We start from the raw sequence: 4,530 nt of genomic DNA, 5'->3' as shown, positions 1-4,530 counted from the left end.
TGCTTCACCTCCTCCGGCAGCGGGCCGAAGCGGTCGATCAGCTCGGCGCCGAAAGCGTCGATTTCCTCGGTGTTTTCGAGATCGCCGAGACGGCGATAAAGCGCCAGCCGGAGCTGCAGGTCCGGAACATAGCTTTCCGGGATCATCACCGCCGTGCCGACGGCAATCTGCGGCGACCAGCCGCCATCCTGCACCTCGCCCGAATCCTTCACCTCGGCGACGGCTTCTTCCAGCATCTGCTGGTAGAGTTCGAAGCCGACCTCCTTGATGTGTCCGGACTGCTCCTCGCCGAGAAGATTGCCGGCGCCTCTGATATCGAGGTCGTGGCTGGCCAGTTGGAAGCCGGCGCCCAGAGTGTCGAGCGATTGCAGCACCTTGAGCCTCCGCTCGGCGGTGTCGGTCAGCTTGCGGTTGGCCGGCAGCGTGAACAGCGCGTAGGCCCGCACCTTCGAACGGCCGACGCGGCCGCGCAATTGGTAGAGCTGCGACAGGCCGAACATGTCGGCGCGGTGGATGATCAGCGTGTTGGCGGTCGGAATATCAAGGCCGGATTCGACGATGGTGGTCGACAACAGCACGTCGTACTGGCCGTCATAAAAGGCATTCATGATGTCGTCGAGTTCGCCCGGCGGCATCTGGCCATGAGCCACCGCCACCTTCAACTCCGGCACGGATTCCTTCAGGAAATCATGTATTTCCGAGAGATCGCTGATGCGCGGCACCACATAGAAAGAATGGCCACCGCGATAGCGTTCGCGCAGCAGCGTCTCGCGGATCACCAGCGGATCGAAGGGCGATATGAAGGTGCGCACCGCCATGCGATCGACCGGCGGCGTGGCGATCAGCGACAGCTCGCGCACCCCGGTCAACGCCAGTTGCAGCGTTCGCGGGATCGGCGTCGCCGACAGCGTCAGCACGTGCACGTCGGTCTTCAGGTCCTTCAGCCGTTCCTTGTGCTTGACGCCAAAATGCTGCTCTTCGTCGATGATCAGCAGACCAAGGTTCTTGAACGAGATCGCGGAACCGAGCAGCGCGTGCGTGCCGATGACGATGTCGACCTGGCCTTCGGCGATGCCTTTCTTGGTCTCGGCCAGTTCCTTGGCGCCGACCAGCCGCGACGCCTGGGCGACGCGGATCGGCAGGCCGGAAAACCGCTGCGAAAACGTCTTGAAATGCTGGCGTGACAGCAATGTCGTCGGCACCACCACCGCCACCTGAAAGCCTTCCATCGCCGCGATGAAGGCGGCACGCAGCGCCACTTCGGTCTTGCCGAAACCGACATCGCCGCAGATCAGCCGGTCCATCGGCTTGCCGGCAGCAAGATCGTCGCGCACCGAATCGATGGCCGTCTGTTGGTCGTCGGTCTCTTCATAGGGAAAGCGGGCGGCGAACTCGCCATAGAGGCCTTCTGCCGGCACCAGTGGCGGCGCCGAGCGCATCTGCCGCTCGGCGGCGATGCGGATCAACTGACCGGCCATGTCGAGCAGGCGCTTTCTCAGCCGCGCTTTGCGCGACTGCCAGGCGCCGCCGCCAAGCTTGTCCAGCGTCGCCTCGGCCGTGTCAGAACCGTAGCGCGACAGGAGTTCGATGTTTTCCACCGGCAGGAACAGCCGGTCGTCGCCGGCATAGTGGATTTCCAGGCAGTCATGCGGTGCGCCGACCGCTTCGATGGTGCGCAGGCCAATGAAACGGCCAATGCCGTGGTCGGCATGGACGACAATGTCGCCGGCCGACAGCGCCGAGGCCTCGGCAATGAAATCCGAGGGACGCTTCTTGCGTTTCGAGCGCCGGATCAGCCGGTCGCCCAAAATGTCCTGTTCGGCGACGACGACCAGTTTTTCGGTCTCGAAGCCGGATTCGAGGGGCAGCACGGCCAGGGCCGCCTGCCCCGGCTCGAGCTTTTCGGCTTCCGCCAGCGTCACGACCTGCTTGAGGTTGCCGAGATGGTGTTCGGCGAGGATCTGGCCAAGCCGGTCGAGCGAGCCTTCGGTCCAGCCGGCGATGACGACGCGGCGGCGCGCCGCGCGCTCATCGGCGATGTGTTTGACGACGACATCGAACACGTTGGCGTTCGGATCGGCGCGCTCCTCGACGAAGCTGCGGCCGTGGCGCGAACCGGCGTGATAGACCTTCTTGGCGCCAACGTCGGGCGCGTCGAATGGCGTAAAGTCGATCGCTTCGCGCGGCCCGAGCGAGGTGATCAGGTTTTCCGGGGAGAGATAGAGCAGGTCCGGCGCGACTGGCTTATAGGGCACCGCATCCTTCAGCGCGCCGTCGGCCTGCTTCCTGCGCGCCTCGTAGTGATCGAGGATCAGCGTGTGGCGCTCGGCCAGCGCCTCATGCGCCAGATGGTCGAAGATGACAGGCGTGTCAGGCAGATAGTCGAACACCGTCTCCAGCCGTTCGTAGAAGAACGGCAGCCAGTGCTCCATGCCAGCGAAGCGACGCCCTTCGCTGACCGCCGCATAGAGCCCGTCGTCGCGCTGCGGTGCCCCGAAGGCTTCGATATAGGAGCGGCGGAAGCGGCTGATGGTTTCCGGCGTCAGCGCCACCTCGCTCATCGCTTGCAGCGCCATCGACTTGCGTTGACCGGTGGTGCGCTGCGTGGCGGCGTCGAACACACGGATCGATTCCAGCGTGTCGCCGAAGAAATCGAGCCTGAGCGCCTCGGTCCAGCCGGGAGCGAACAGGTCGAGAATGCCGCCGCGCACCGCGAACTCGCCGATGCCGCGCACTGTCGGCACACGCTCGAAACCAGACGTTTCCAGCCGCGAGACCAGTGCGTTCATGTCGATCTGGTTGCCGGGCCTGGCATGAAAAGTCTGCGCCTCGACCAACTCGGACGGCGGAATGCGCTGCAGCAGCGCATTGGCGGTGGTGAGGATGACGGCGCGGTGCGGCTTCTTCGCCAGAGCGATCATGGCGGTCAGCGCATCGAGGCGCTTGGCGGCCGCATCGGAGCCGGGCGAGACGCGGTCGTAGGGCAAGCAATCCCAGGCCGGCAGTTCCAGCACCGGCAGGCCGGGGGCCGCGAAAGACAATGCCTCGATGATCGCCGGCAGGCGCTGACCGTCGCGCGCGACGAACAGAACCGGCTTGTCGGGCGCGATCTCGAGCGCCGCCTGCACCAGCGCAAAGGCTTCGTAGCCGTCGGCGACGCCATCGACGATGAACTGACCGGCGCGGCCTTTCGGCAGACCGATGGTGGGAATGAGGCTCATGAAATCACGGTCTTGTTTTATCGCAATTCCGAATGGAAAACCGCTTCGTACTTTTCCTGGAATTGCTTGTGTTCAGAATGTCAGAGAGCGGCGGAAAGCCAGGATCTTTCGCAGGACGGCACAATCGATATCGGCCGGAACCGGGCGTTCGCCGGTGACCATGGGCAGGAATTCGGTATCGGGAATGTCGAGGAGCCTCTCATATTGGTCGATTTCCTCGTTGGTCAAGACGCCGATCTCAGCGTCGGCGAAAGTGCCGAGGATCAGGTCCATCTCGCGCATGCCGCGATGCCAGGAGCGAAACAGAAGCTTGCGGCGGCGCACGTCCAGCCCCTCGCTTGATCTCGTCGTTCCGGTCATCGTACCGCATCCTTGCTTGCTGCGGCGCATATAGCGTGGATAGAAGGGGCTGTCAGCCTTGCGCTGCCGCCGTCGCAACATAAGCTGACATCATGCGTCCGACCATCCTCGATCCCTTGTTTGTCCCGATCACGTCGCTTGCAGGCGTCGGACCGAAAGTCGGTGCGCTGATCGAGAAGGTTGTTCCGGCCGATCTCGGCGACCGCGCGGCGCGTGCCGGCGATCTTCTGTTCGTGCTGCCGCACACCGTCATCGACCGGCGCAGTCGGCCTGGTATCGCGGGATCCGCGGAAGGCCAGATCGTCACGCTCGATGTGCGCATCGACCGCCACCAGCCGCCACCGCGTGGCAATAGGTCGGTTCCCTACCGGGTCTTCGCCCATGACGATACCGGAGAGATCGCGCTGACCTTCTTCCATGCTCACGCCTCCTATCTCGAAAAGGCGATGCCCGAGGGCGAGCATGTCGTGGTCTCGGGCCGCATGGAATGGTTCAACGGCCGCCCGAGCATGGTCCACCCCGACCATATTGCGCTGGCCAGCGAGGCGGAAAACCTGCCGCTGGTCGAACCGGTCTATCCCCTGACAGCCGGGCTCTCGGGCAAGGTGCTGCGCCGGGCGATCGGCCAGGCGCTGACGCGCGTGCCTGAATTTCCCGAATGGCAGGACGGCGCCTTCATGCGGCGGCACACCTTTGCGGCCTTTGGCGATGCGCTTGCCCGCATCCACAATCCGGCTGACCCGATTGACGTCTCCATCGATGGTGCCGCCTGGCGGCGGCTCGCCTATGACGAGTTGCTGGCGGGCCAGGTCTCGCTGGCGCTGGTGCGAGCGAAAGTCCGCAGGCTGTCCGGGCGACCCCTGGTCGGCGACGGCCGCATCGTCGAAAAACTGCGGGCCGCACTGCCCTATTCGCTGACATCAAGCCAGGAGTTTGCGCTGGCCGAAAT

Annotated in this window: 2 protein-coding genes and 1 pseudogene; 1 reads left to right on the top strand and 2 read right to left on the bottom strand. The window is 64.3% G+C overall.

The features are described 5' to 3' along the window. Together mfd and EN932_RS29990 are read right to left on the bottom strand one after the other, a co-directional pair. Positions 1–3,221, bottom strand: a 3,221-nt coding sequence (gene mfd / locus EN932_RS29995) for a transcription-repair coupling factor (RefSeq protein ID WP_128369289.1), incomplete at its 3' end; no start/stop codon positions are given. A 72-nt stretch (positions 3,222–3,293) separates the two neighbouring features. Continuing rightward, positions 3,294–3,581 (bottom strand): succinate dehydrogenase assembly factor 2, encoded by a 288-nt coding sequence (locus EN932_RS29990; protein ID WP_013531907.1) that lies wholly within the window; start codon positions 3,579–3,581, stop codon positions 3,294–3,296. A gap of 92 nt (positions 3,582–3,673) precedes the next feature. On the opposite strand from EN932_RS29990, the pseudogene EN932_RS29985 reads away from it, so the two are divergent. Continuing rightward, positions 3,674–4,530: pseudogene (locus tag EN932_RS29985) on the top strand (ATP-dependent DNA helicase RecG); the annotation flags it as partial.

It is taken from the genome of Mesorhizobium sp. M7A.F.Ca.US.002.01.1.1, from assembly GCF_004022955.1.
Taxonomy (GTDB): domain Bacteria; phylum Pseudomonadota; class Alphaproteobacteria; order Rhizobiales; family Rhizobiaceae; genus Mesorhizobium; species Mesorhizobium ciceri.
The sequence above is the reverse complement of the archived record's forward strand: the minus strand, read 5'-3'. Positions and strand labels throughout refer to the sequence as shown.

What these genes read in the sequence shown, in the direction of transcription:
- EN932_RS29990 (WP_013531907.1), bottom strand. Translation starts at nt 3,581, where the DNA reads ATGACCGGAACGACGAGATCAAGCGAGGGGCTGGACGTGCGCCGCCGC.